The sequence below is a fragment of the Saccharopolyspora sp. NPDC000995 genome (assembly GCF_053599315.1).
This window is the reverse complement of the sequence record NZ_JBSFLZ010000066.1, coordinates 1-23,715: the sequence shown is the minus strand read 5'-3', so window position 1 is coordinate 23,715 and position 23,715 is coordinate 1. Positions and strand designations below refer to the sequence as shown.

The 23,715-nt window shown below is 68.6% G+C and carries 23 protein-coding genes; 9 read left to right on the top strand and 14 right to left on the bottom strand.

Annotated elements, in window-relative coordinates; translation table 11 throughout:
* Nucleotides 1-71 precede the first annotated feature (71 nt).
* Entirely contained in the window at nt 72-1,298 is a 1,227-nt protein-coding gene (locus ACWDKQ_RS21085) for a primosomal protein (RefSeq protein WP_450140459.1), read from the top strand.
* An 82-nt stretch (nt 1,299-1,380) separates the two neighbouring features.
* On the opposite strand, the gene ACWDKQ_RS21080 is transcribed toward ACWDKQ_RS21085, so the two are convergent.
* Both ACWDKQ_RS21080 and ACWDKQ_RS21075 read right to left on the bottom strand, forming a co-directional pair.
* Entirely contained in the window at nt 1,381-2,004 is a 624-nt protein-coding gene (locus ACWDKQ_RS21080; protein WP_450140445.1) for an RNA polymerase sigma factor, read from the bottom strand.
* Between the two features lie 55 nt (nt 2,005-2,059).
* Complete coding sequence (locus ACWDKQ_RS21075; protein WP_450140444.1) at nt 2,060-3,148, bottom strand: adenosine deaminase; 1,089 nt, start codon at nt 3,146-3,148, stop codon at nt 2,060-2,062.
* A 321-nt stretch (nt 3,149-3,469) separates the two neighbouring features.
* Between ACWDKQ_RS21075 and ACWDKQ_RS21070 the strand changes: the two genes are divergently transcribed.
* Nucleotides 3,470-4,663: a hypothetical protein gene (locus ACWDKQ_RS21070; protein ID WP_450140443.1), complete on the top strand. Its 1,194-nt coding sequence runs from the start codon at nt 3,470-3,472 to the stop codon at nt 4,661-4,663.
* A gap of 26 nt (nt 4,664-4,689) precedes the next feature.
* On the opposite strand, the gene ACWDKQ_RS21065 is transcribed toward ACWDKQ_RS21070, so the two are convergent.
* Nucleotides 4,690-5,991, bottom strand: coding sequence for a thymidine phosphorylase (locus ACWDKQ_RS21065; protein ID WP_450140442.1), 1,302 nt, complete (start codon nt 5,989-5,991; stop codon nt 4,690-4,692).
* A gap of 190 nt (nt 5,992-6,181) precedes the next feature.
* Between ACWDKQ_RS21065 and ACWDKQ_RS21060 the strand changes: the two genes are divergently transcribed.
* On the top strand, nt 6,182-6,772 hold the full coding sequence (locus tag ACWDKQ_RS21060) for a hypothetical protein (protein WP_450140441.1): 591 nt from the start codon (nt 6,182-6,184) through the stop codon (nt 6,770-6,772).
* Nucleotides 6,773-6,898: 126 nt separating this feature from the next.
* Here ACWDKQ_RS21060 and ACWDKQ_RS21055 read toward each other — a convergent pair whose 3' ends face one another.
* The 5 genes from ACWDKQ_RS21055 to ACWDKQ_RS21035 form a co-directional block, all read right to left on the bottom strand.
* The gene (locus tag ACWDKQ_RS21055; RefSeq protein ID WP_450140440.1) at nt 6,899-7,276 is read right to left on the bottom strand and encodes a cytidine deaminase; all 378 of its coding nucleotides are present in this window, start codon (nt 7,274-7,276) and stop codon (nt 6,899-6,901) included.
* On the bottom strand, nt 7,276-8,538 hold the full coding sequence (locus ACWDKQ_RS21050) for an ABC transporter permease (RefSeq protein ID WP_450140439.1): 1,263 nt from the start codon (nt 8,536-8,538) through the stop codon (nt 7,276-7,278). Before ACWDKQ_RS21050 ends, ACWDKQ_RS21055 begins: the two co-directional genes overlap by 1 nt.
* The gene (locus ACWDKQ_RS21045; protein ID WP_450140438.1) at nt 8,535-9,629 is read right to left on the bottom strand and encodes an ABC transporter permease; all 1,095 of its coding nucleotides are present in this window, start codon (nt 9,627-9,629) and stop codon (nt 8,535-8,537) included. Before ACWDKQ_RS21045 ends, ACWDKQ_RS21050 begins: the two co-directional genes overlap by 4 nt.
* Nucleotides 9,626-11,176: an ABC transporter ATP-binding protein gene (locus ACWDKQ_RS21040; protein ID WP_450140437.1), complete on the bottom strand. Its 1,551-nt coding sequence runs from the start codon at nt 11,174-11,176 to the stop codon at nt 9,626-9,628. The genes ACWDKQ_RS21045 and ACWDKQ_RS21040 overlap by 4 nt, the downstream gene beginning before the upstream one ends.
* Before the next feature lie 169 nt (nt 11,177-11,345).
* Nucleotides 11,346-12,512, bottom strand: a complete 1,167-nt coding sequence (locus tag ACWDKQ_RS21035) for a BMP family lipoprotein (protein WP_450140436.1) — start codon at nt 12,510-12,512, stop codon at nt 11,346-11,348.
* Nucleotides 12,513-12,956: 444 nt separating this feature from the next.
* On the opposite strand from ACWDKQ_RS21035, the gene sdhC reads away from it, so the two are divergent.
* The 4 genes from sdhC to ACWDKQ_RS21015 all read left to right on the top strand — a co-directional run bounded on the left by sdhC (nt 12,957) and on the right by ACWDKQ_RS21015 (nt 16,480).
* Nucleotides 12,957-13,391, top strand: a complete 435-nt coding sequence (gene sdhC / locus ACWDKQ_RS21030) for a succinate dehydrogenase, cytochrome b556 subunit (RefSeq protein ID WP_450140435.1) — start codon at nt 12,957-12,959, stop codon at nt 13,389-13,391.
* A gap of 5 nt (nt 13,392-13,396) precedes the next feature.
* The gene (locus ACWDKQ_RS21025) at nt 13,397-13,816 is read left to right on the top strand and encodes a succinate dehydrogenase hydrophobic membrane anchor subunit (RefSeq protein WP_168585358.1); all 420 of its coding nucleotides are present in this window, start codon (nt 13,397-13,399) and stop codon (nt 13,814-13,816) included.
* Between the two features lie 73 nt (nt 13,817-13,889).
* Nucleotides 13,890-15,680, top strand: a complete 1,791-nt coding sequence (gene sdhA, locus ACWDKQ_RS21020; protein ID WP_450140434.1) for a succinate dehydrogenase flavoprotein subunit — start codon at nt 13,890-13,892, stop codon at nt 15,678-15,680.
* An 89-nt stretch (nt 15,681-15,769) separates the two neighbouring features.
* Nucleotides 15,770-16,480, top strand: a complete 711-nt coding sequence (locus tag ACWDKQ_RS21015; protein WP_450140458.1) for a succinate dehydrogenase iron-sulfur subunit — start codon at nt 15,770-15,772, stop codon at nt 16,478-16,480.
* 66 nt (nt 16,481-16,546) lie between these two features.
* Here the strand turns inward: ACWDKQ_RS21015 and ACWDKQ_RS21010 are convergent, their stop codons facing one another.
* On the bottom strand, nt 16,547-16,774 hold the full coding sequence (locus ACWDKQ_RS21010; RefSeq protein ID WP_450140433.1) for an SCO4848 family membrane protein: 228 nt from the start codon (nt 16,772-16,774) through the stop codon (nt 16,547-16,549).
* Nucleotides 16,775-17,014: 240 nt separating this feature from the next.
* On the opposite strand from ACWDKQ_RS21010, the gene ACWDKQ_RS21005 reads away from it, so the two are divergent.
* Nucleotides 17,015-18,121, top strand: coding sequence for a D-alanyl-D-alanine carboxypeptidase family protein (locus tag ACWDKQ_RS21005; RefSeq protein ID WP_450140432.1), 1,107 nt, complete (start codon nt 17,015-17,017; stop codon nt 18,119-18,121).
* Nucleotides 18,122-18,563: 442 nt separating this feature from the next.
* Here ACWDKQ_RS21005 and ACWDKQ_RS21000 read toward each other — a convergent pair whose 3' ends face one another.
* Nucleotides 18,564-18,764 (bottom strand): hypothetical protein, encoded by a 201-nt coding sequence (locus ACWDKQ_RS21000; protein ID WP_450140431.1) that lies wholly within the window; start codon nt 18,762-18,764, stop codon nt 18,564-18,566.
* Nucleotides 18,765-18,853: 89 nt separating this feature from the next.
* Between ACWDKQ_RS21000 and ACWDKQ_RS20995 the strand changes: the two genes are divergently transcribed.
* A complete protein-coding gene (locus tag ACWDKQ_RS20995; protein ID WP_450140430.1) occupies nt 18,854-19,579 on the top strand; it encodes an alpha/beta fold hydrolase in 726 nt (241 codons plus the stop codon).
* 96 nt (nt 19,580-19,675) lie between these two features.
* On the opposite strand, the gene yhjD is transcribed toward ACWDKQ_RS20995, so the two are convergent.
* The 4 genes from yhjD to cofH all read right to left on the bottom strand — a co-directional run.
* Nucleotides 19,676-20,698 (bottom strand): inner membrane protein YhjD, encoded by a 1,023-nt coding sequence (gene yhjD, locus ACWDKQ_RS20990; protein ID WP_450140429.1) that lies wholly within the window; start codon nt 20,696-20,698, stop codon nt 19,676-19,678.
* 62 nt (nt 20,699-20,760) lie between these two features.
* The gene (trpS, locus tag ACWDKQ_RS20985; RefSeq protein WP_450140428.1) at nt 20,761-21,804 is read right to left on the bottom strand and encodes a tryptophan--tRNA ligase; all 1,044 of its coding nucleotides are present in this window, start codon (nt 21,802-21,804) and stop codon (nt 20,761-20,763) included.
* A 59-nt stretch (nt 21,805-21,863) separates the two neighbouring features.
* Nucleotides 21,864-22,106: a hypothetical protein gene (locus ACWDKQ_RS20980; RefSeq protein ID WP_450140427.1), complete on the bottom strand. Its 243-nt coding sequence runs from the start codon at nt 22,104-22,106 to the stop codon at nt 21,864-21,866.
* A 252-nt stretch (nt 22,107-22,358) separates the two neighbouring features.
* A partial coding sequence (cofH, locus tag ACWDKQ_RS20975; protein WP_450140426.1) for a 5-amino-6-(D-ribitylamino)uracil--L-tyrosine 4-hydroxyphenyl transferase CofH occupies nt 22,359-23,715 on the bottom strand: 1,357 nt, incomplete at its 5' end.

Genomic DNA, 23,715 nt, shown 5'->3' with positions numbered 1-23,715 from the left:
CGGGGAACACGCTGTGAACGCGGAGCCCGTAGGCTTCCGCGAGGTCTGGTTCGGTGACCGGAGGTAGAGAGATGGCGCAGGACATCGTCCCCATCGAGCTCGGGCTCCCGCAGGGCGACGTCGTCACACTGTGGGCACCGCGTTGGCGCGAGGACGGCGAGGAATGGGAGGCATTCCTCGGACACGAGGACGACCTCTATGCGTTCCCCGATGCCGCGCGCCTGGCGGCGTTCGTGCGCACCGCCGAGGAGCACGACCTCGACGACCACCCGGCCTGGCACGTGGTGCCTGCCTTGTCCGCGGTCGACCTGAGCCCGGACGAGGACCACCAGTACGACCTGGTCGGCGTGCCCGAACTGGTCGCCGAGCCGATGGACACCTGGACCATCAACGAGCTGGCCGACATCGTCGAGATCGCCCGCTCGCTGGCCGACGTCTGCGAGCTGGACGCGGTGCACGACGTGCTCGACGCAGCCGACGGTTTCGCCATGCTCGACCAGGGCACCTTCGCGTTCTCCGGCAAGGACGGGCAGCGCCGCTGGACCGACCTGTGCCAGGTCGTCGTCGAGCGCTGGGACGAGTTGTTGGACGCCATCGACGCTGTCGTCACCACTCCGGACGTGCCGGCCGACGCCGTCGCCACGGCCGAGACCGAGCTCGCGGAGGCGTTGGAGGCCGACGCCGAGGAAGAGGCCGGCGCCGCCGAAGCGCCCGAGGTCGACGACATCGAAGAGGTCAAGGTCGGCTTCTGGGGCGAGGTCGGCATCGACCCGATCCGGATCATCACCGGCACCGGCGAGCTCTACTCGCTGCGCTGCTACCTCGACGACAACCCGATCTTCCTCGGCACCGGCGGCAAGATCGACGTGTTCCCCTCGCCGCGCGCGTTGGCCCGGTTCCTGGCCGACGATGCCGCCGTCGAGGACACCGACCTGGCCCGGGTCGCGACCTGGTCGCAGGTCCAGGAGAAGGCCACCGCGGGCGAGCTGCGGATCGAGGTCGACCCCGAGAACACCTACGTGCTGACCGGCCTGGACGCCGACCTCGGCGCTGGACCATCCGAAGTGGACCCGACCCAGCTGGACCTCGCCGAGGAACTGCTGATGGACGCGGCGATGTGGGCCGGCGACGACAGCGTCGAGCAGGCGTTGCAGCCTTCGGAACGGCTTGGCTGGCTGGTCTCCTTCGTGCTGCGCCCGAGCCCGAACCGGCTGCCGCCGAGCGCCCCGTTCGACTCCGAGGTCGCGACCTGGCGCAAGCTGGTCGAGGCCTTGGAAGAGCGGTTCCGCACGCACTGAGCCGCACCGGATTCGATGTGCCGAGTGGCGATTTCGCGCGAAATCGCCACTCTTCCGGCCACGGCGTCGGTCCGGCGAGGTCTCACGCCGCCTCGCGAGCAGCACCCCCGGAGCCGCAAGCCGGCGGCGGGTGGGTTCGCCCACGCACACCTGAATAGGCCTCTCGTAAGCCTTTCCGCGCTCGGTAGGCCAGCGCGGCGGCGCTGTTGCGGCTGATTCCGAGCTTTCTGCTGACGTCCGCCGTCGTCAAGCGCTCGACCTCCATGCACCACCGGACGCGCCGCCAACGGTGCGGCAGCCAAGCGAACGCCTTCCCCACCAGCTCGCGCTCCAGCTCCAGCACCGCGGGATCGACGAACTGCGCGTGGTTCTCGGGCCCGCAGAAACCGTCGAGCTCGGCGGCCAGTTGAACCCGGCGGCCCCGGTTGTTCAACGCCATCGACAGGTTCCACACCGTGGTGAGCAGGTAGGCGCGGAACGCGCAGTGCGGGCCGCCACCGCGGCGCAGGACGTCCAGGACCTTCGCGAACGCTTCCGCAACCAGGTCTTCGGCGGCGGCAGGGGTTCCGACGACTTGCTTGGCCATTGCGTGCGCCGCCGTGCGGTGCCGCGCGTACCGCTCGCCGACGCGGGTTCCCCGCGTCGTGCCACCTGTCCCTCCTAAGCTGTGCATCGCCGCCGCGCTCGCGCGGATCGTGAGTCGCATTCAGGCTTGGCGGTATCCACGGCCGCCACGCGCGCACCCTGCTCGGCGGCGCGCGTCATTCCAGCAACGCTGCATAGCCCGGCTTGATCAGATCTTCGATGATCTCCAGCCGCTCGTCGAAGCCGATGAACGCCGACTTCATCGCGTTCACCGCGAACCACTGCATGTCCGCCCACCCGTAGCCGAACGCCTCGTGCACAGCGGCGAACTCGCTGGACATCGAGCAGTGGCTCATCAGCCGGTTGTCCGTGTTCACGGTGACCCGGAAGCGCAGCTTCGCCAGCAGACCGATCGGGTGCTCGGCGATCGACTTGGCGGCCCCGGTCTGCAGGTTCGACGACGGGCACATCTCCAGCGGGATCCGCCGGTCCCGGATGTAGGACGCCAGCCGGCCCAGGTGCACCGAGCCATCCTCGTCGACCTTGATGTCGTCGACAATGCGCACGCCGTGCCCGAGGCGTTCCGCGCCGCAGTGCTGGATCGCCTCCCAGATCGATGGCAGGCCGAACCCCTCACCAGCGTGAATGGTGAAATGCGCGTTCTGCGCTCGGAGATATTCGAAGGCATCCAGGTTCCGGGTGGGCGGAAATCCCGCTTCCGGACCCGCGATGTCGAAACCGACCACCTCGGAGTCGCGATACCGAACCGCGAGGTTCGCGATTTCCGCCGACCGCGCATTCTGCCGCATCGCGCACAACAAGGTACCGATTCGGATACGTTTTCCTTCGGCGGCGGCGCGGCGTTCGCCATCCCGGAAACCGCCCTGAACCGCCTCCACGATCCGGTCGAGCGTCAGCCCCTGTTCTTGGAACAGTTCCGGTGCGTAACGGATCTCCGCGTACACCACTCCGTCCGCGGCCAGATCCTCGACGCACTCGGCGGCGACCCGGGCCAGCGCCTCCTCCGTCTGCATCACTGCGACGGTGTGCGAGAAGGTCTCCAGATAGCGTTCCAGCGACCCCGAATCAGCCGCCGCAGCGAACCATCTTCCCAACTCATCGGCGTCTTCGTGGGGCAGGCTGGCGTATCCCGCCGCTCGCGCGAGATCGATGACGGTCTGCGGCCGCAGGCCGCCGTCGAGGTGGTCATGCAGCAGCACCTTCGGCACCAACCGGATCGTGTCCAGGTTCACCGGAGTCGACATGCAGCCACGTTACAGTGCGCCGAACAGAAGTTCACGCACAGCTACCAATGGACAGGTGGAAGCAACCCCGGGTACCCCCGGCTTTCCGGCCACGTTCAACCAGACGGCCGTCCCTCAAAACTCACCCAGATGGACGCAATCGCAACTCTTACGTCATTCAGCGCAATACTGTTGGGCTTTTTGGCCTAACAAAACAAGACCGATCGGAGTCGAGAACGTCTTCACAATCACACAATGTATCGGGGGGTGCCTGGGAACGCGGGAACCGACTAGCTAGGCTCCTGGAGTCCTCACCCCCCTCGACGAAGGACGCCCCTAGCCGTGACCGAGAACATGTCGTTCGACCGCATGCGCAACATGCTCACGCGTGCGGCTGAGATCCGCGAGAGCGAACAGCAGCAGATTTTCGACGCCCTGGACGAAATCCACGCCCGGCTGTCGCCGCTGGAATCCCTGGGCTCCGTGCGGAAACGCCTGTCCGAGCTGCCCGACCGCACCGAGGTCAGCGTTCTCGCCGAACGACTCGACGAGGCACTGGCCAAGCTGGAAGGGCACGACGGCGCGCTCGTCGACCTGAAGACCGCAGTCGACGGCCTGGTGGACAAGCTCGCCAAGCCGTTCGCGCAGCTGGATGGGCGACTGGACGGCGTGGCGGGCCGGATGGACGGCGTCTCCGGCCGCATGGACGGCCTGGAGGACAAGCTCGGCCACATCCACAAGCGCCTGGACGAGCTCGGACTACACCTCGACAAGCAGGACGGCCGGCTGGAGGCACTGCCGTCGGCGGTGCACGGTCCGGTGCGCGAGCGCATCGACTCGTTGGAGACCAGCCTGCGCGGCCGCTTCGCCGAGATCGACGAAGGCGTGCACGAGCACCTCGACGGCACCCGCGAGGCGCTGCAGCGCGCGGTCACCGACTCCACCGCCAACGCCCAGAACACGCTCGCCGAAGCGGTCTCCGACTCCCGCGACCAGCTGGACGCCAAGCTCGACCACCTAGCCGCGCGTCCCGCCGTGGACCCGACCGACCGGCTGGACAAGCTGGCCGAGCGGCTGGAGCTGCTCACCAACCGGCTGGACCAGGTCTCCGGTCGCCTCATCCAGGTCGAGGACAACGTCAACACCCGGATCGACAGCGTCGAGCAGGGCTTCACCAGCCGCCTGGACAACGTTGAAGAGGGCGTCAAGAACGGCCTCGGCGAGCTCGGAGGCACGCTGTCGAAGAACCTGTCGCAGCTGTCCGGCACGCTGTCCTCGCGGCCCGACGGCGACGAGCTGGGCGTCCTGGTCCGTGAGGCCAACGAGGAGAGCGAGCGGCGGCACGCCGGTCAGCTCGACGAGGCGATGGCGACGTTCGCGGAGCTGATTCTCGGCGGCGGCGCGCCGTCCGCCCCGCCGCCGCCCACCACCCTGCCCCGGCAGCAGCGCCGAGGCCGGTCCAAGAGCGCGAAGCGCGACACCGACAAGGCCCTCACCGCAGACGGCGAAGACGACTTCACAGCCGAAAGCGCCTGAGATGCCCGCGCGACCGGGCCGCCCGATCAGGGTGGCTCGGTCGATGTGTGGCCTGCGGCCACCCGATCCAGGATCAGCGGCGTCGACACCTCGTCGGCTCCGCTGATCTCGTATGCGCCCGCCAACGCATCTCGGGCCCCGGCAATGGTTTCCGGTCGGTCGGTGTGCAGTTCCAGCAGCGGCTGGCCCGCCGTCACCCGATCACCCGGCTTCGCCAGGCACAGCACGCCTGCGGCGTGCTGAACGTCGTCCTCCTTGCGGGCCCGCCCCGCCCCGAGGCGCCAGGCCGCAACCCCGACCGCGTACGCGTCGAGCTTCGCCAGCGTCCCGGTCTCCGGCGCAGTCACGACCTCGACGTGCCCCGCGCGCGGCAACGCCGCGTCGGGGTCGCCGCCCTGGGCCTTGATCATCCGGCACCACGAGTCGTACGCCCGCCCGTCGGCCAACGCCTCGGCCGGGTCTACATCGGACAATCCCGCGTGGTCGAGCATTTCGCGGGCCAGGGCCAGCGTCAGCTCCACCACGTCCGCCGGCCCACCGCCGCGCAGCACCTCCACGGCCTCGGCCACTTCCAGCGCATTGCCTACCGCGCGGCCCAGCGGAACCGACATTTCGGTGATCAGCGCGCTCGTGCGCAGACCGTTGGCCGTGCCGATGTGTACCAGCGCCGCAGCCAGCTCCCGCGCCTGATCCAGGTTCTTCATGAACGCACCCGAACCGCACTTGACGTCCAGCACCAGCGACTGCACGCCCTCGGCGATCTTCTTGCTCATGATCGAGCTGGCGATCAGCGGAACCGACTCGACCGTGCCCGTCACATCGCGCAGCGCGTAGAGCTTGCGATCGGCCGGAGCCAGCCGTTCCGTCGCCGCGCACACCACCGCACCCTCGTCGTCGAGGCGGCCCCGGATCTCGTCGGCCGACAGCCGGGCCCGCCAACCCGGTATCGACTCCAGCTTGTCCAGGGTGCCGCCGGTATGACCGAGCCCGCGCCCGGAAAGCTGCGGCACCGCCGCGCCGCAGGCGGCGACCAGCGGAGTCAGCGGCAACGTGATCTTGTCGCCGACGCCGCCGGTGGAGTGCTTGTCCACAGTGGGCCTTCGAACCCCGTCCAGCACCAACGTCTCGCCGGAGGCGACCATCGCCGCCGTCCAGCGCGCAGTCTCCGCCGGCGTCATGCCGCGCAGCAGCACCGCCATCGCCAACGCCGCCATCTGCTCGTCGGCGACCTCGCCCCGGGTGTACGCGTCGATCACCCAGTCGATCTGCTCGTCGCTGAGCCGCTGCCCGTCGCGCTTCGCGCGGATCACGTCAATCGCGGAATGCACCTTCGCCACCTCCACAGCCCGCAGGAACCCTCCGCTTATATAGAGGAACGAGCCCCATCAACAGATACACCCCAAACGAGTGACCTTCACGAAAATTGGTGCGCACGACCAAGATCTCGCGACTTACCCGTGCGCAATGTGGGCTTCGACATCCAGTCGGAGCACATTCCCGAAACGCTAGGCTCGCCGGGTGATCCTCCCCGAGGCAGGCAACCAAGCCTTCGCCGACGAGTCATTTCGGGAAGCCGAAGTTGGCGGGTACTACATCCTCGCCGCGGTGGTTTTCGAGACTGGTAGCCACGATCCGGCGAGATCTGCGATGCACGAACTACGTGGTGGCCGCGACACATACAAGCTGCACTGGAACGAGATGACTTCGCAAGAAAAGCACAACGCGGCAAAGACCGTGGCCGAGCTCGAAGGATTTCACGTCGTCGTGGTCGGAACCCCCGTCCCAAGTCGACGACAAGAACGCGCCCGTGCCCTATGCCTCACCAAGCTGATTTATGAGCTGCACAGCTACGGAGTCAATCGCCTGTTGATGGAGGGCCGATCGCGGGCGCTCAATGACCGAGACGTTGCAACCGTGCGAGGGGCCCGCTACGAACTCCCCAAGGGAGCTGTCTTCCAAATCGAACACCTGCCTGGAAGTCGCGAGGCCCTACTCTGGGCGGCGGACATCGTGGCCGGTGCAGTCCGGTTCAGCAGGGAAGGATCGGACAGCTGCCGTGAGCTCCTGGACGCCCGTCTCTACCAGATCGACTTGGCGATCGATTGCTAACTGCCTCCGGACATGCGTAAGGTCAGGGTCCCGGTCTGCCCCGGGAAGCACCTGACCTTGCGACTCGCCCAACACCCACGATGCCGAGCTCTCATGCAGATGATACACAGCTTGCGCAACGGCCGCCTAAAGCTCGAAAGCGTCGGGGAGGACTTCTGTCATCGGGCGGATTCCTCTGGGGGTGTCGACCAGGCAGTCCGAACCGCCGAGTTCCTGCAGGACCTGCCGGCAGCGACCACAGGGCATCAGCAGCTCGCCGGTGCCGCTGCGGCAGGCCACCGCGACGAACCGGCCGCCGCCGGTCAGCCGCAGCTGACCGGCCATCATGCACTCCGCGCACAGCGTGACGCCGTAGGAGCCGTTCTCCACGTTGCAGCCGGTCACCACGCGCCCGTCGTCACACAGCGCCGCCGCGCCGACCGGAAGCCCCGAGTACGGGCAGTACGCAAGCGCCGCGGCCTCCACCGCCGCGGCGCGCAGCGCCTCCCAGTCCACTTCCGCCACTAGACCCCTCCCCTCCGGTACTGCAGGCCGTTGGCCGCGGGCGGCCGCAACCGCTGCGACGCCACGCCCAGCACCACCAGCGTCACCAGGTGCGGGGTGTAGGCGGTGAGTTCCTCGGGCAGCGAGTCGGTGTACCAGTACACCGCGTACATCACTGCGGCGGCGACCAGCGAAATGCCGGCTGCGAACCAACTGCGCCGCCCCACCTGCACGGCCGTGACCACCACCAGCAGCAGCGTCGCACCGTAGAACAGCGCGTGCACGCTGGTCTCGCCGCTGCGCAGCTGCAGGCCGTCGGAGTAGCCGAACAGCGCCGCGCCGCCGAGCAGCCCGCCCGGCCGCCAGTTGCCGAAGATCATCGCCGCCAGGCCGATATAGCCCCGGTTGTTGGTCTGGCCCTCGAGGTAGCCCGCCTGCCCCGGGTTGAGGATCAGCGCTGCGCCGCCAAGCCCGGCCAGCGCACCGGAGATGATCACCGCGACGTACTTGTAGCGGTAGACGTTCACACCCAGCGACTCCGCCGCGACCGGGTTCTCGCCGCAGGACCGCAGCCGCAGTCCGAACGGCGAGCGCCACAGCACCAGATAGCTCACCGGAACCAGCAGGTAGGCCAGCATGGTCAGCGGCGAGACTCCGGAGACCAGGCCGCCGAGGATGCCCGCCGCGTCGGAGATGCCGACCCGCTGCAGGTCCTCCAGCTGCCGCAGCCAGCCCGTCACCGGCTGCATCGAGTAGGTGTCGAACTTCGGCACCGGCGGCGACTCCCGCGGGTTCCGCGAGATCGGCTCGAACAGCAGCGTCGACAGGTACTTCGCGGTGCCCGCGCCGAGCAGGTTGATCGCCACGCCGGACACGATGTGGTTCACCCCGAAGGTCACCGTCGCCACCGCGTGCACCAGGCCGCCGAGGGCGCCGAACACCGCCGCGGCGACGAGCCCGGCCAGCGGCCCCCACTGGTAGCCGGCCCAGGCACCGCCCCAGGTGCCCAGGATCATCATGCCTTCCAGGCCGATGTTGATAACCCCGGAGCGCTCCGCCCACAACCCGCCTAGGGCCGCCAGCAGGATCGGGATGCCCAGCCGCACCGCCGCCTGGACGGTGCCGGACGAGGTCAGCTGGGGTACGCCGGTCTGGTACGAGGTGATCGTCACCGCCAGGAAACCGACCGCCACCCACAGCAGGACGCGGGCCCAGCCGGGCATCCGGCGGCCGAGGCCGGTTTTCCCCTCCGCCGGTGCCGATTTCGTAACGACCGTGGTCATGCCCGCTCACCTCCGGTTCCGGCGGCGGCCGGGGTGGCCGCGGTTTCCAGCGCGCGCCCGACCCGCCGCTGCTCGGCGGCGAGTTCGCGGCGGCGCACCAACTCGTACGCGACGACGACCGACAGCACGATCGCGCCCTGCAGGATCGTCACGATCTCCTTGGGCACGCCGATGTTGTCCAGCGTTAGCGAACTCTTGTCCAGGAAGGACCACAGCAGCGCACCGAAGGCAACGCCGATCGGGTGGTTGCGGCCCAGCAAGGCGATGGCCAGCCCCGCGAAGCCGTAGCCAGTCGGAAAGTTAATCATGAAGGTGTGGTCCCGGCCGAGGATCTCCGGCAGCCCGGCCAGGCCCGCGATGGCACCGGAGAGCAGCATCGCGGACATGATCAGGCGCTTGGAGTTCACCCCGCCAGCCACGGCTGCGATCGGCGACAGGCCGGAGGCGCGCAGTTCGAAGCCGTAGCGGGTGCGGTCGATGAGCACCGCGTACCCGAAGCCGACCAGCACCGCCAGCAGCACCAGCCCGAACACCGTGCCCGCGCCACCCAGCGCAATCCCGGGCACCAGGCCACTGTCTGGGATGATCTCCGTGCCCTGGGTGTTACCGCGCATCTCGCCGAGCGTCCGCACCAGGAAGGCGATCACGCCGATGGACAGCGTGTTGAGCATGATCGTGGAGATCACCTCGGACACCCCGCGGTAGACCTTGAGCACCGCCGCGATTGCGCACCACAGCGCGCCGGTGACCGCGCCAACCACCACGACCAGCGCCGCGTGCAGCCCGAACGGCAGGCTCACCGCGCCGCCGACGATCGCCGCGACGCAGGCGGCCAGCCGGCACTGGCCCTCGATGCCGATGTTCAGCAGGTTCATCTGGAATCCGATCGCGGCCGCGATCGCCACCAGGTAGTACGCCCCCGCCGTGTTGACGATGTCCACGGAGGTCGTGCCGCGGCCGACCTGCGCGATCATCTCCGCCAGCGTCGACAGCGGGTCCGCGCCGGAGACCAGTAGCACCACGCTGCACAGCACCGCTGAGAAGACAATCGCCAACGCCGGCGGCAGCAGCCGCGCCCGCCAGATGTTCATACCGCCTCCCCTGCACCGGTCATCGCCGCGCCGAGTTCCTCCGGGGTCACCGAGCGCGGGTCGGCCGTCGCGACCAACTGCCCCCCAAACATCACCCGGATGGTGTCGGAAAGGCCGATCAGCTCGTCGAGGTCGGCCGAGATCAGCAGGACCGCGAGGCCCGCCGAGCGGGCGGCGCGCAGATGGCCCCAGATCCCCGCCTGCGCGCCGACGTCCACGCCGCGCGTCGGGTGCGCGGCGATGAGCAGTGCCGGGTCGCCGGAGAGCTCCCGGCCGATCACGAGCTTCTGCTGGTTGCCGCCGGACAGCGCGGCCGCATGCACGTCGATGCCGGGGGTGCGGATGTCGAATTCGTCGATGATCCGCTGGGTGTCGGCCTTCGCGCCCGCCCGGTCCAGCCAGACCCCGCGGGCCGTCGGCCGGCGGGTCTGGTGGCCGAGGATCCTGTTGATCCACAACGATTCGTCCAGCAGCAGGCCCTGCCGGTGCCGGTCCTCCGGCACGTAGCCGATGCCCGCTTCCCGGCGCGCCAGCGTCGACAGCCCGGTCAGGTCGCGGTCGCCGAGCGAGACCCGGCCGGTGGTGACCGTCCGCATGCCCATGATCGCCTCGACGAGCTCGGTCTGGCCGTTGCCCTCGATACCGGCGATGCCGACGACCTCGCCGGCCCGCACGGTCAGGTCGATGTCTACGAGCAGCGTCCGGTCCTGTTCCGATGCGGACAGTCCGGTGACGACGAGCACGTCGTGATCGAGCACAGTGGACTCGCCGTGCTCGGGCGCCGGCAGTTCGCTGCCCACCATCATCTCGGCGAGCCGGCGGCTGGTGATCTCCGCGGCCGGGACGGTGCCGATCGTGGTGCCGCGCCGCAGGACCGTGATGGTGTCGGCGATGGCACGCACCTCCTCCAGCTTGTGCGAGATGAAGAGGAACGTGAAGCCCCGTTCACGCATGGTGCGCAGGGTGGCGAACAGCTCGTCCACCTCCTGCGGGACCAGCACCGCGGTCGGCTCGTCGAGGATGATGATGCGGGCGCCCCGGTACAGGACTTTGAGGATCTCCACCCGCTGCCGGTCGGCCACGCCCAGCCGCTCGACCAGCACGTCCGGGCGCATTTCGAACCCGGCCTGCTCGGCGAGCTCGAGCACCCGCCGGCGGGCCTTCGCGCCGATGCCGTGCTCGTCTTCGGCGCCGAGGACGATGTTCTCGAGCACGGTGAGGTTGTCGGCGAGCATGAAGTGCTGGTGCACCATGCCGATACCGGCGCGGATCGCCTCGGCTGGCGTGCGGAAGCGGACTTCCTCGCCGTGCACGCGGATCGTGCCGGAGTCCGGGGCCTGCATCCCGTAGAGGATCTTCATCAGGGTGGACTTGCCGGCCCCGTTCTCGCCGCACAACGCGTGCACCTCGCCGGTTCGCGCCGAGAGGTTCACGTCGGAGTTGGCGACCACGCCGGGGAAGGTCTTGGTGATGCCGGTCAGCTCGACGGCCGGGGACCCGGTTTCGCCGGGTCGGCCGCCGGAATCCGGCTCAGTGGAGGGGTTCATGGGGCTCCGTGGGACGTCGACACCGGCAGCGAACCAGTTGGACGCTCAACAATGGACGGTTTCGGTACCACCGTGACGATCTTGGCGCGAACCCGCCAATCGGTCGAGTTGAGCGGGAGGGGCATCTCCAGCCGATCGGCTCGGCCGGAGATGCCCCTCACCTGGCGGCTCACGGCTTGTCGGAAACCTTGATCTCGCCGCGTGCGATGGCCGCCTTGTAGGCGTCCACCGCGGGCACGAGGTCGGTGACCTTGCCGCCGGACGTGGAGTAGCCCACGCCATCGATGGACAGGTCGAACTTCTTCGGTATCGAGCCCAGGTCGTTGCGCGCGACCGCCGCGATGTAGTCGTACACCGCGAGGTCCACCCGCTTGAGCATGGAGCTGACGATCACGTCCTTGTACTCCGCGACCGTCGGCTGGTTGTACTGGTCGGAGTCGACCCCGATTCCCAGCGCGTTCGCAGACTTCACCGAAGAGAACACGCCCTTACCGGAGGCCCCCGCCGCGTGGTAGAGCACGTCGGCGCCCGCCTCCAGCTGACCGGTCGCGACCTCGGACCCCTTGTTGGGGTCCTGGAAGCCGCTGAAGTCACCGGCCGGTGTCAGGTACTTTCGCTCGATCTTGATGTCCGGCGCGGCCGCCTTGGCGCCCGCCACGTACCCGGCCTCGAACTTCTGGATCAGCGGGGTGTTGACCCCGCCGACGAAGCCGATGTGGCAGTTCTTCGACTTGTGCGCAGCGATCACGCCGACCAGGAACGAGCCCTGCTCCTCTGCGAACAACAGCGACGTGACGTTCGGGATTGCCTGCACGTCCTCGTCGATGATCGCGAACTTGGTGCCCGGGAACTCCGAAGCGACGAGCTTGAGCGCGTCCGCGTAGGCGTAGCCGACCGCGATCACCGGGTTGTAGCCCTCGCTCGCCAGCTGCCGCAGCCGGGTCTGCTTGGCGTCCTCCGGCTCACCGGCCCCGGCGTCGAGCCCCTTGACGTCGGTGAAGCCCATCTGCGACTTCGCCCGGTCCAGCCCGGCGACCGAGGCGTCGTTGAACGAGGCATCGCCGCGGCCACCGATGTCGAAGGCCAGCCCCACCCGCATCGTGGGCGCCTGCGGCGCGGGCTGCTGCTCGGCCGGAGTGGTCGGTGCGGCCCCGGCTGGAGGCGCGCTCAGCTGGCACCCCTGGCCCTGGGCGTTGTTACTTCCCCCACCCCCGCTGTCCTTCGCACATCCCGCCAGCGCCAACGCGCCGGTGAGCAGCACTGCGATCACTACCGCGCCGTTGCGGCGCGGTCCTCCGGCACCCGAGCGCCTTCCCCATACCGGCGTTCGCCGCATGCCGTTTCCCCTTTCCTGTTGGTCCCGCCGCGACCCATTTGCCTGCGGTTCCGGCTTGCCGGAAACCCGCGGCTCGGACGAACTCCACACGAAGGTGCTGCCTCCTGGTGAATTGTTCTTCTAGGGCGCGACGCACGCCATTCGGTGACGTGGCTCTCGAAATTAAGTCTTGACGCCGCTGCTTGGGCGTTGCTCGCGTGTCACGAAAGGATTTCTACATCGATCAATCGAGGCGGGACTCTTGTCTGGTCGATCACAGAGAGCGCATGCGAGTAGGCCCGGGCGTTTAGTCGGGTCTAGCATCCCTTTCGTCAAGGCCCCAGTTCGTGGCCGGTGACGGGCGTGCACCCAATACCAATTGGGACCAACTGCAACTCGGGGCCGGTCGCCCCTTGTTCCCGAACGGGGCCGTCAGTCCACCAGCGAGGTTGGAGGCCTTCCACCATGGCCAGCACCACCGCCTCCGCGGCCGAGGCACCGCAGCGCGCCACCGCACCGCGCGCCAAGGGGCGCCTCTACCGCGGCGATCTGGGCATGTGGTCGTGGGTCGCCCACCGCATCACGGGCGTACTCACCTTCTTCTTCTTGTTCGTACACGTCCTGGACACCGCCCTGGTCCGGGTTTCGCCGAACGCCTACGACACGGTCATCGAAACCTACAAGCACCCGGTGATGATCCTCTTCGAGCTGGGGCTGCTGGCGGCTGTGCTGTTCCACGCCTTCAACGGCATCCGTGTCATGCTGGTCGACTTCTGGGCCAAGGGCACGAAGTACCAGAAGCCGATGCTGTGGACGGTAGTGGGGCTCTGGCTGGTGTTGATCATCCCGGCCGCGATCAGTCTGATCAGCCGCGCAGTCACGGAAGTATTCGGGGGTTGAGCAAAATGACCGTCACCGACGCACCGCTTTCCGTGGAGAAGCCGCGCACCTCCTCGCGCCCCGCCGCGCGCCGCAACAACTTCGAGCTCTACAGCTGGTTGTTCATGCGGCTCTCCGGTGTGGTGCTGCTGTTCCTGGTGCTCGGGCACCTGCTGATCATGCTTTTCCTGGACGGCGGCGTCCACAAGATCAACTTCGCGTTCGTCGCGGGCCGCTGGGCCTCCCCGTTCTGGCAGTTCTGGGACCTCACCATGCTGTGGCTGGCGGGTCTGCACGGCGGTAACGGACTCCGCACCGTCATCAACGACTACTCCCGAAAAGACGGCACACGCTTCTGGCTGAAGATGCTGCTGTACGTCTCGGTCTTGCTGACCGTGGGTCTGGGCACCTTCGTGATCTTCACCTTCGACCCGAACATCGGCTAGCGCCGCAGACGACCACAGCGTGGCGAGATCGACGCCCCACCCGCGGGTCCCGCCACAGCCCGAGGAGGCGACCATGCAATTCCACAAATACGACGTGGTCATCGTCGGCGCCGGTGGCGCCGGGATGCGCGCCGCGATCGAATCCGGGCAGCGCGCCCGGACTGCCGTGCTGACCAAGCTCTACCCCACCCGTTCGCACACCGGCGCCGCCCAGGGCGGCATGTGCGCGGCGTTGGCCAACGTCGAAGAGGACAACTGGGAGTGGCACACCTTCGACACCATCAAGGGCGGTGACTACCTGGTCGACCAGGACGCCGCCGAGATCATGGCGAAGGAAGCCATCGACGCGGTCCTGGACCTGGAGAAGATGGGGCTGCCGTTCAACCGGACCCCGGAAGGCAAGATCGACCAGCGCCGGTTCGGCGGTCACACCCGCGACCACGGCAAGGCCCCGGTCCGCCGCGCCTGCTACGCCGCGGACCGCACCGGCCACATGATCCTGCAGACGCTCTACCAGAACTGCGTCAAGCACGGCGTGGAGTTCTACAACGAGTTCTACGTCCTGGACATCATGCTCAGCGACGGCCCGGACGGCCAGCAGGTCTGCTCCGGTGCGATCGCCTACGAGCTGGCCACCGGCGAGATCCACGTCTTCCAGGCCAAGTCGGTCATCTTCGCCACCGGCGGCTTCGGCAAGGTCTTCAAGACCACCTCGAACGCGCACACCCTCACCGGTGATGGCATGGGCATCATCTACCGCAAGGGCCTGCCGCTGGAGGACATGGAGTTCTACCAGTTCCACCCGACCGGCCTGGCCGGGCTGGGCATCCTGATCACCGAGGGCGTCCGCGGCGAGGGCGGCATCCTGCGCAACGCAGACGGCGAGCGGTTCATGGAGCGCTACGCCCCGACAATCAAGGACCTGGCGCCACGCGACATCGTCGCCCGGTCAATGGCCCTGGAGGTGCTGGAAGGCCGCGGCGCGGGTCCGAACAAGGACTACGTGCTGCTCGACGTGACGCACCTCGGCGAGGACCTGCTGGAAGCGAAGCTCCCGGACATCATGGAGTTCTCCCGCACCTACCTGGGTGTGGAACCCACCAAGGAACCGGTGCCGGTCTACCCGACCGCGCACTACGCGATGGGCGGCATCCCGACCAACATCGTCGGCGAGGTGCTGCGGGACAACGACAACACCATCCCCGGCCTGTACGCGGCCGGCGAGTGCGCCTGCGTCTCGGTGCACGGCTCGAACCGGCTGGGCACCAACTCGCTGCTCGACATCAACGTGTTCGGCCGCCGGTCGGGCATCGCCGCCGCCGAGTACGCACTCAACCACGACCACGTGGAGCCGCCGGAGGACCCGACCAAGCTCGTGCAGGGCATGGTCGACCACCTGCGCACCGCGCACGGCGGCGAGCGGGTAGCCACGATTCGCACCGAGCTGCAGCAGACGATGGACGCCAACGCCTCGGTGTACCGCACCGAGGAGACCCTCAAGACGGCGCTGTCGGACGTGCAGGCGCTCAAGGAGCGCTACGGCCGGATCTCCGTGCACGACAAGGGCAAGCGGTACAACTCCGACCTGCTGGAGGCCATCGAGCTGGGCTTCCTGCTCGACCTGGCCGAGGCCCTGGTCAACGCCGCGCTGGCCCGCAAGGAGTCCCGCGGCGGCCACGCCCGCGAGGACTACACCGCCCGGGACGACGTCAACTTCATGCGGCACAGCATGCAGTACAAGGTGCTGCCCGACCAGGAGGACCCGAACGCGCCGCTCGGGTTGACCGGTTTCCAGGCCGACATCCGCCTGGACTACAAACCCGTCGTCGTCACCCGGTACCAGCCGATGGAGCGTAAGTACTGATGACCGCCGCTACCACGAACAACAACAAGGGCGACCTCACTGCGTCTGATCTTCCGGGTGACGCCCCGCCGATCCCGGACGGCGCCACGATGGTCACCGTCAAGATCCTGCGGTACAACCCGGAGGTCGACGAGGACCTGCACTGGGAGTCCTACCGGGTCCCGGCCCTGCCGTCAGACCGCGTGCTGAACCTGCTGCACTACATCAAGTGGTACGTCGACGGCACGCTGACCTTCCGCCGGTCGTGTGCGCACGGCGTGTGCGGCTCCGACGCGATGCGCATCAACGGGGTCAACCGGCTGGCCTGCAAGGTGCTGATGAAGGACCTGCTGGTCAAGGGCGGCGAGACCACGCTGACAATCGAGCCGATCAAGGGTCTGCCTGTCGAGAAGGACCTGCTGGTCGACATGGAGCCGTTCTTCGAGGCCTATCGGTCGGTCAAGCCGTACCTGATGACCACCGGAAACGCGCCGACCCGGGAGCGCATCCAGTCGGTCGCCGAGCGGGCCCGGTTCGACGACACAACCAAGTGCATCCTGTGCGCGGCGTGCACCACGTCGTGCCCGGTGTACTGGTCGGACGGCAACTACTTCGGCCCGGCGGCGATCGTCAACGCCCACCGGTTCATCTTCGACAGCCGTGACGAGGGCGCCGAGGAGCGGCTCGACATCCTCAACGACGTCGACGGCGTGTGGCGCTGCCGCACGACCTTCAACTGCACGGATGCCTGCCCGCGAGGGATCCAGGTCACGAAGGCGATCCAAGAGGTCAAGCGAGCCCTCATGTTCCGCCGCCGCTGACCCGGTGAACACCGACGGCGCCCGCCTCCGGCGGAGGTGGGCGCCGTTTTCGCTCCCGGGAGTGGGTCAGCGGCTGGCGGCCCGGTAGGCCCGCCAGCCGAGCACCCCGATGACCGTGCCCAGGACCAGGGAGACCACCGCGATCACCAGGTGGACGATCAGGTAGGACGTCGGCGAACCGCCCGCCCAGGAGCGGTCGCTGTTCCAGATGTTGCGCACGAAGTTCGGCCACAGCAGGTACGACCAGACGCCGAAGGCCAGCAGAAACAACGCAACGCGGCGGGAAATTGTCACGACCCCAGTATCCGCTGTAACCTACTTCACTCACCTGTCCGGGGGCGGTCTGCGTCTCGTCGCCCACGGCGATTGGCTAGCCTGCTGCGTGTGCCTCTGAGTGCCCGCGGTCAGCTCCGCACGAAATCCGCGCTAAGCGCGGCCATTTGCACTCTCGCCGCTTCGCTAGCGCTGGCAACCGCCGGCACTGCCGCGGCCCAACCGCCGGCAGCGTGCCCCAATGCCGTTCCGCCGCCTCCGGTGGACACCTCCGAGGTGCCCGCGCCGGGCTCGCCGGTCCCCGCGCCGGTGCCGGTCCCGGAGACGCCGGTCGGCGGGGACCGGATGGCGGAGTGCGGCGTGATCCTCGCGTCGGGCCTGCCGGAGCCGCCCCCCGAGGTCAGCGCCGAGAGCTGGGTGCTGGCGGACCTGGACAGCGGGGCCGTGCTGGCGGCGAAGGACCCGCACGCCAGGCACCGCCCGGCATCGACGATCAAGGTCCTCACCGCGCTAACCGCGATCCGCGAGCTGCGGGAGGACGACACGATCGTCGTCACCCAGGAGGACGCGAACCAGGAGGGCAGCCGGGTCGGGCTCAGCCCCGGCGTCACCTACACCGTGCAGCAGGTGCTGTCCGGGTTGATCATGCGGTCCGGCAACGACGCCGCGCACGCGCTCGCCATGAAGATGGGCGGGGTCGACGCCACGCTCGACAAGGTCAACGCACTGGCCCGCGAGCTCGGCGCGCTGGACACGCGGGTCGCGACGCCGTCCGGGCTGGACGGTCCGGGCATGAGCACCTCGGCCTACGACCTGGCGGCCATCTTCCGGGCGGCGATGCACGAGCCGGCGTTCGCCTCGATCGCCGGCGTCCACAACGCGCTACTGCCGGGCAAGCCGGGCGGCCCACCGCTGGAGGTCTGGTCCGACAACCAGGTGCTGCTCAACTACCCCGGCGGCATCGGCGGCAAGACCGGGTTCACCGACGATGCGCGGCACACATTCATCGGCGCCGCCGAGCGCGACGGACGCCGGCTGGTGGCGGTGCTGATGCGCGGCGAGAACCAACCGATCCGGCAGTCACAGCAGACCATGCACCTGCTGGACTACGGGTTCGGGCTCGACGCCGGCGCCCCGGTCGGCGAGCTGGTGACCACGTCACCCCGCCCGTCCCCGGTGGAGAACGCGGCGGCGGATTCGCCGGAGACCGGCCAGGCCCAGAGCTCGTCGATGTTCGGCACGGTCGGCTGGCCTTTGACGCTGATCGCAGTCGCTGCCGTCGCGGTAGCGGGTGTCCTGGCACTCCGACAGCGCCGCGCGCGCCTGGCCGCCGCCGCGCGCCGCAGGCACAACGGCGACCACCCCTGAAAGAACCCGCTACCGGCGGCCTCGGCTGTTAACGGTCCCGGTTCGTTATTTAATTGAAAGCGGCCCCGGTGACGACATCCGCCCTGGTGGTGGGGCCGGGTCGGCCGGGCTGACGCTGGCCCAGATCCGCGAGAGTGGCTTGGACTTCGACGTTCGCACCACCGCCGCCTGGGCCCGCGAGTACCTGGAGTCGGTCTACCGCCGGGCCAGCCTGTTCAACAGTCCACAATAGATCTCTAAGTGCCGCTTTTGGCCTTCATAGCAACCAAACCACTCACGGGCGCTGGTTCGCGTGCGAGGTCAGCCGGGCCGCCAGCGCTCGCACCGCGCCGCGTAGCACCGCCACTGTCGCTGGAGCCGCACCTTCCCGCGTCCCCATGGTGAAGCCGAGCATCTCCCGCAACGACTGGATGCGGTCGCGCAGTGCGGGCGTGAGGACGGGCTACACCTTGGCGAGCACGGACTCGGCCGCCGCCCCGGTCGGGCCGACGGTGAGCTCCAGCGGCGGCAGCTTGCCCCCGGGCATCAGCCGGTATCCGCCGTAGCGGCCGCGCTCGGCCACCACCGGAATGCCCAGCTCCGCGAGCTGGTGCGCCTCCCGCAGCTCCAGCATCCCAAACGCCCGGCTCGCGAGTTGTGACACGCGTCTCTCCGCAGAAGCATCCGGGCAATTTCTGTCTGGTATCGAGCCTAGTGTCCAGGCCATCGATCCGGCTGAGAAGGAGTCCTGAAATGGCGACGATTGTGCTGGTCCCCGGCTTTTGGCTCGGCGCATGGGCGTGGGAGGACGTGATGCGGGACCTGCGGGCAGCGGGCCACGACGTCCACCCGGTGACGCTTCCCGGCCTCGCCGACCGGGCCGCCGAAGCGTCGCCGGAGGTCGGCGTCGAGACGCACATAGCGGACCTGGTCCGGCTCATCGAGCAGAACGACCTGCGGGACGTTGTGCTGGTCGGGCACAGCGGCGCGAACGTGCCCGTCACCGGCGCGGCCGACCGCATCCCGGACCGGATCGCGCGCATCGTCTACGTCGACGCCGGGCCGATGCCGGGTGGCGTGTCCGTGCTGGACTCCAACCCGCCGGAAGTCCAGGAGGAGTGGCGCAAGAAAGTCGAGACCCAAGGCGACGGCTGGAGCCTCCCGCTCCCCGAGTTCGGCCCGGACGAGCTCGCCGGGCTGTCCGACGAGATGCTGGCCCGCATGCGCGCCATGAGCACGCCGCAGCCGTTCGCCACCGCGACGCAGTCCCTGCCGCGGCCGGAACGCATCCCGGACACGCCGATCTCGGTGATCGCGTCAACCTTCACACTGGAGCAGGTCCAGGCCCTCATCGACAGCGGCATCCCGCTGTTCGCGCCGATGGCCCGGGCTGAGGTGCACCACCTGCCGACCGGGCACTGGCCGATGTTCTCCCGCCCGGCCGATCTAGCGGCAATGCTCTCCGGCATCGCCGGATGACCAGCCGCAATTTCAATGATGGTTGCGGATAACTCCCGCGTTTTAGTTGGAAAACGGAGGTCCGATCTCCATTGAAATTGCGGCGGGACGCAGGGGTCAGCGCTTGCGGCGCCAGGCCCAGCCCGCGAGGGCGCCGAGTCCCACCAGGCCCGCCATGGCCCGCAGGCCCACCCGGTCCCGCACCTGGATCACCGGCCGGATGATCGCCGGACCCGGCGGCTGCGCAGGCGTGACCTCCATGTTCTCCCGGGCCGACGCCGTCCAAGCCGTGACGAACAGGATGAACCGCGAGGTCAGGTTCGCGAACACCAGCAGACCGAGGATCGGGCCGAACGCCACGCCCACCGGCGAACTGGTGACGCTGTTCAGGTAGACCACCCCGACCTGCTTGAGGACCTCGAACCCGATCGCGGCGAACAGCGCGCCCCACACCGCGCTGTGCAACGTGACCGGCTTGCGCGGCAGCCGCGCCAGCACCCACAGGAACACCAACCAGCTCGCCAACAACGACAGCAGTATCGACAGCGCCCGCAGCACGGACGCCGCGGCCGGGCTGTCCTCGATCCCGACCAGTTCGAACAGCCACCGCCCGACCCCTCCGCCGAGCGCGCTGATGCCCAGCGAGACGGCCACCGCCGCGCCGAGCCCGATCAGCGAACCCAGGTCGGCGGCCATCCGCCGTAGAATCGACTGCTTCGCGGGCTCCTGCGTCCACTGCGCGGTCAGCGCCTCCCGCAGGTTCGTCATCCAGCCGAGCCCCGAGTACAGCGCGGCGAGCAGGCCGATCACACCGACTGTCCCGGCCTGGCTGATCGCCTGCTGGACGACGCGGTTGAGCATGTCGCTGATAGCCGGGCTGGGCACCGCGGAGGTGATCGACGTCTGCAGCCGCCCCAGCAGGTCCGGGTTCCCGCTCAGCACGAAACCGGCCACGGCGAAGGCGATCATCAGCAGCGGCACCAGCGCGAGCACGCTGAAGTAGGTGATCGCGGCGGCGTAGTAGTCGCCGTATTGGCCCTGGTAGCGCTCGAAGGCCCGGATGAGCCGGTCCAACCACTCGTGGCGGCGGCGCAGCAGCGCCAATCGGCCCGGCTTCGCGTCCTGCTCCTGACCGGCCACGGTGCACCTCCCGCCGCAACGGCATCCCCCGAACGGTGGCAGGCTACCTGCAGTTGATCAGTTCAGCCCATCGGCGGAAGGAATCCCACGCGATCGAAGACGGTCCGCAACGTTTCGGCCGAGACCGCCCGCGCCCGCTCCGCGCCCCGGTGCAGGACCTTGTCCAGTTCGGCCGGGTCGTCTAGGTAGCTGCGGACCTTTTCCTGGAACGGCGTGACGAACTCGACCACGACCTCGCCCAGCTCCTTCTTCAGGTCGCCGTAGCCCTTACCCTCGTAGGCGGCCTCCAGGTCGGCGATGCTGCGGCCGGTCAGCGCCGAGTAGATCACCAGCAGGTTGCTGATGCCCGGCTTGTTCTCCACGTCGTAGCGGATCTCCCGCTCCAGGTCGGTGACCGCGGAGCGGAGCTTCTTGGCCGAGCGCTTCGGCGCCTCCAGCAGCTCGACGACCCCGGCGGGCACCGACTTGCTCATCTTCGACGTCGGGTCCTGCAGGTCGTAGATCTTGGCGGTTTCCTTGGGGATGTGCGCCGCGGGCACCGTGAAGGTGTTGCCGTAGCGGGAGTTGAACCGCTGCGCCAGGTTGCGGGTGAGCTCCAGGTGCTGGCGCTGGTCCTCGCCGACCGGGACCGCGTCGGCCTGGTAGAGCAGGATGTCCGCGGCCTGCAGCACCGGGTAGGTGAAAAGCCCGACGCTGACGTGGTCGACTTCCTGGCGAGCGGACTTGTCCTTGAACTGGGTCATCCGGCCGGCCTCGCCGAACCCGGTCAGGCATTCCAGGACCCAGCTGAGCTGGGCGTGCTCCGGGACGTGGCTCTGCACGAACAGCGTCGAGCGGTCGGGGTCGATTCCGATCGCGAGCAGTTGGGCGGCGGAGAGCCGAGTGCGCTGGCGCAGCAGTTCCGGGTCCTGCGCGACGGTGATGGCGTGCAGGTCGACGACGCAGTAGAAGGCGTCGTGGTCGTCCTGCATGGTGACCCATTCCCGCAGGGCGCCCAGGTAGTTGCCGAGGTGGAACGAGTCGGCGGTGGGCTGGATACCGGACAGCACGCGCGGCCGCGCCGCGGGCTGGTCGCTGGTCTGGGGGGCGGGGCTGTCGCTGCTCACGTGGTGATTCTCGCAAGTCCCGCCGGAGCTGTGGGATCGACCTCTGCGGTTGCCCCCGGTCAGGTCTTGCGCTGGTTCTCCGGCTGGATCTTTTTCTTCCGGAACATGCCCGCGACCATGCCGACCACTCCGAGCACGACCGCGGTAAGTCCGACCGGAGCGCTCAGCGATTCCATGGGGCTGGCCGCGAGGGCGGTCGAGTCGGCGGCAGCGGCACCGCCGACGGGCGCCAGGAGCACTGCGGCGAGCGCGGTACCAAGCACCGACACCCACGTGACCACGCGGGATATTCGGCTACGCACGGGCGTGCCTCCCTACGAAAGTTGACCCGTCCAGGTCATCTAATCGTCCGAGTCCGGTGGCGGAACGTACCGACCCGATTACCGGCGTGGTCGCTTTGCGTAAACCGGCCACGACGCAATGATCATATTTTCCAATCCTGAACGACTTTCGCCGGGTCTCCAGACCAATAAACGAGCAGGCCAGCGGCCGGGATCCCCCGAAACCGATCCCGACCGAAGCCAATTTGGTGATTCACATCACATCAAGTCGGGTTAGGCTGGGCTGATCCCCAGCTGCACCCGGCCAATTCGCTCGTAAGTGGTACTGCGCTGCCGGGCGGAACGACCCGCCCGAGCGGCCAGCTCGTGCAGCTCCTCGACGGTCCGCTCCGAGCCGTGCTCGGAGCCAGCCATCCGGCTGATGGTCTCCTCCATCAACGTCCCGCCAACATCGTTGGCGCCGCCGCCCAGCACCTCCGAGGTGCCCTCGTCACCGAGCTTCACCCACGAGCACTGGACGTTGTCGATCCGGCCGTGCAACAAGATGCGCGCCATCGCGTGCACCGCGCGGTTGTCCCGGCGGGTCGGGCCCGGGCGCGCGAGCCCGGCGAGGTAGATCGGCGCGTTGCGGTGCACGAACGGCAGCGGGACGAACTCGGTGAACCCGGCGCTGCCGTGCTCGGCCGCGGCGTCCTGCACACCGGCCAGGGTGCGGAAGTGGCCGAGCCAGTGCTCCGGGGTGTCGACGTGGCCGTACATCATGGTCGACGAGGACGGGATGCCGAGCCGGTGCGCGGTGCTGACGACCTCGATCCACTCGGCGGCGGGGAGCTTGCCCTTGGTCAGCACCCAGCGCACCTCGTCGTCGAGGATCTCCGCCGCGGTACCGGGAATGCTGCCCAGGCCGGCCTCCTTGAGCTCGGCCAGCCAGTCGGCGACGCTCGCCCCGGCCTTGGCCGCGGCGCTGACGATCTCCATCGGGCTGAACGCGTGGACGTGCATCTCGGGCACCCGCTGCTTGATCGCGCGCACGAGGTCGGCGTAGCCGGACACCGGCAGCCGCGGGTCGATGCCGCCCTGCATGCAGATCTCGGTGGCCCCGCTCCGCCACGCCTCGCCAGCGCGATCGGCGACCTCCTCCGGCGAGAGCCGGTAGGCGTCGGCGTCGCGCTCCCGCTGCGCGAAGGCGCAGAAGCGGCACCCCACGTAGCAGATGTTGGAGAAGTTGATGTTGCGGTTGACCACGTAGGTGATGTCGTCACCCACGACGTCCCGGCGCAGGTCGTCGGCGATCACGGCGAGCGCGTCCATCGCGGCTGCGTCGCAGGTCATCAAGGCCATGGCGGCGGCGGTGCGGCTCTCCTCGAGCAGCGCGGCCGGGTCGGTCTCGGCCAGGTGCAGCCCCTCCCGCACATCGGCGTCGAGCCGCTGCGGGACCGCGGCGGCGGGCAGCTGGCGGCGCAGCTCGTCCCAGTCGCCGTAGACCGTGTCGAAATCGCCGCGGCGATCCCCCGTGCGGCCCGTCGTGTCGATGCTGCGGTGCAGATCGGTGCGCCCGATGGACTCGAACCCGCCGTCCGGCTCCTGCCACTCGCGCCCGACCGGCGCGGCGTCGGCGGCGGCGAAACCG

What these genes read in the sequence shown, in the direction of transcription:
- ACWDKQ_RS21085 (WP_450140459.1), top strand. Translation starts at nt 72, where the DNA reads ATGGCGCAGGACATCGTCCCCATCGAGCTCGGGCTCCCGCAGGGCGAC.
- sdhA (WP_450140434.1), top strand. Translation starts at nt 13,890, where the DNA reads ATGCAATTCCACAAATACGACGTGGTCATCGTCGGCGCCGGTGGCGCC.
- ACWDKQ_RS21050 (WP_450140439.1), bottom strand. Translation starts at nt 8,538, where the DNA reads ATGACCACGGTCGTTACGAAATCGGCACCGGCGGAGGGGAAAACCGGC.
- ACWDKQ_RS21015 (WP_450140458.1), top strand. Translation starts at nt 15,770, where the DNA reads ATGGTCACCGTCAAGATCCTGCGGTACAACCCGGAGGTCGACGAGGAC.
- ACWDKQ_RS20995 (WP_450140430.1), top strand. Translation starts at nt 18,854, where the DNA reads ATGGCGACGATTGTGCTGGTCCCCGGCTTTTGGCTCGGCGCATGGGCG.
- ACWDKQ_RS21035 (WP_450140436.1), bottom strand. Translation starts at nt 12,512, where the DNA reads ATGCGGCGAACGCCGGTATGGGGAAGGCGCTCGGGTGCCGGAGGACCG.
- ACWDKQ_RS21080 (WP_450140445.1), bottom strand. Translation starts at nt 2,004, where the DNA reads ATGCGACTCACGATCCGCGCGAGCGCGGCGGCGATGCACAGCTTAGGA.
- sdhC (WP_450140435.1), top strand. Translation starts at nt 12,957, where the DNA reads ATGGCCAGCACCACCGCCTCCGCGGCCGAGGCACCGCAGCGCGCCACC.
- ACWDKQ_RS21045 (WP_450140438.1), bottom strand. Translation starts at nt 9,629, where the DNA reads ATGAACATCTGGCGGGCGCGGCTGCTGCCGCCGGCGTTGGCGATTGTC.
- ACWDKQ_RS21075 (WP_450140444.1), bottom strand. Translation starts at nt 3,148, where the DNA reads ATGTCGACTCCGGTGAACCTGGACACGATCCGGTTGGTGCCGAAGGTG.
- ACWDKQ_RS21040 (WP_450140437.1), bottom strand. Translation starts at nt 11,176, where the DNA reads ATGAACCCCTCCACTGAGCCGGATTCCGGCGGCCGACCCGGCGAAACC.
- ACWDKQ_RS21025 (WP_168585358.1), top strand. Translation starts at nt 13,397, where the DNA reads ATGACCGTCACCGACGCACCGCTTTCCGTGGAGAAGCCGCGCACCTCC.